Origin of the sequence: Cellulomonas iranensis NBRC 101100 = JCM 18110, from assembly GCF_001552375.1 — a bacterium.
Taxonomy (GTDB): domain Bacteria; phylum Actinomycetota; class Actinomycetes; order Actinomycetales; family Cellulomonadaceae; genus Cellulomonas; species Cellulomonas iranensis.
Map to the genome: position 1 here is coordinate 1 of NZ_BCRB01000182.1, position 1,446 is coordinate 1,446.

The following is a 1,446-nucleotide window of genomic DNA, read 5'->3' on the forward strand; positions in this document are numbered from 1 at the left end:
GAGCCGGTCGGCGGGCGGCACCGCGGCCCCCGTCACCGGGTGCGGCGGGTTGAACACGATGTCGAGGAGCTGGAAGCGCACGAGGGGTCCTTCGCGGTCGGCGGGCGGTGCGGGCGGCGGGGTCGGGCGGGCGGCGGCGGTGCGGGCGTCAGGCGACGCGGGCCGCGGCGGCGTCGCGCTCGGCGACCCCCTCCCGGACCAGCGGGATGACGTACCGGCCGAAGTCGACCGCGTCGTCCAGCAGGTCGTACCCCCGGGCGGAGATCACGCGGACACCCAGGTCGTAGTACGCGAGCAGGGCCTGCGCGACCTGCTCGGGCGTCCCGACGAGCGCGTTGGAGTTGCCGGCCCCGCCCGTCGCCCGGGCGGTCGCCGTCCACAGCACCTCGTCGTGCCGGTCCCCTTCGGCCGCGATCTGCAGCAGCCGCTGCGAGCCCGCGTTCTCGGGTGCGTCGATCGGGTGGCGGCGGCTGAGCGCGCCCCCGAGCGCGGCCTTGCGCGCCTCGATGCGGTCGAGCACGCGGTGCGCCTTCTCCCACGCGAGGGCCTCGGTCGGCGCGACGATCGGCCGGAACGCGGCGTGGATGCGCGGCGGCGTCGCACGCCCGGCCGCCGTGGCCTCGGCGTGCACGCGCTCGATCTGCTCGCGCGTGCGCGCCCGCGGCTCGCCCCACACGGCGAAGACGTCCGCCTCGGCGGCGCCGACCCGGTAGGCGGCGTCCGACGAGCCGCCGAACGAGATGGTCGGCGTGCGGCCGCCGAACGGCTTGACGTCGAGCACGAAGTCCTCGAGGTCGTAGTGCGTGCCGTGGTGGTCGAACGGGGTCTCGCTCGCCCACGCCTGCTTGACGACCCGGATGTACTCGCCCGTGCGGTCGTACCGCTCGTCCTTGGTGAGGGTGTCACCCTCGCGACGCTGCTCGTGGTCGTTGCCACCCGTGATGAAGTGCACGGAGAGCCGCCCGCCCGACACCTGGTCGAGCGTCGCGAACGTCTTGGCCGCGTACGTCGGCGCCGACACGTTGGGGCGGTGCGCGAGCAGCAGCTCGACGTCCGGCACGCGCGCCGCGACGTACGCCGCGAGCGCGGCCGGGTCGGCGCCGGACGAGCCGTAGGCGAACAGCACGCGCGTCCAGCCGTGGTCGGCGTGCGCGCGCACGAGGCGCTCGAGGTAGGCGAGGTCGAGCGGGCCGGACGTCGTGCGTGCGGACGTCTCGGACGCGTCGGACGGGGCGGCGATGCCGAGGAACTCGACGGGCCCGGTGCTCTCCTGGGGTCGGGTCGGGTCGGGTCGAACTGGATCGACCTCTCGCGCCGAGAGGGCGATCCGGCCTCGCTCCACGTGGGGCTGGATCGCCCTCTCACGCCGAGAGGGCGATCCGGTCTTGCTCCGCGTGGAACTGGATTGACCTCTCGCGGGGAGGGGGCAGGGGGTGGGGCCGAGGC

Annotated in this window: 1 protein-coding gene; it reads right to left on the reverse strand. The window is 75.4% G+C overall.

Features of this window, described 5'->3' with window-relative positions:
- Nucleotides 1-148: 148 nt before the first annotated feature.
- Nucleotides 149-1,342, reverse strand: a complete 1,194-nt coding sequence (locus CS2_RS18225; protein ID WP_233421268.1) for an LLM class flavin-dependent oxidoreductase — start codon at nucleotides 1,340-1,342, stop codon at nucleotides 149-151.
- Between the last annotated feature and the right edge of the window lie 104 nt (nucleotides 1,343-1,446).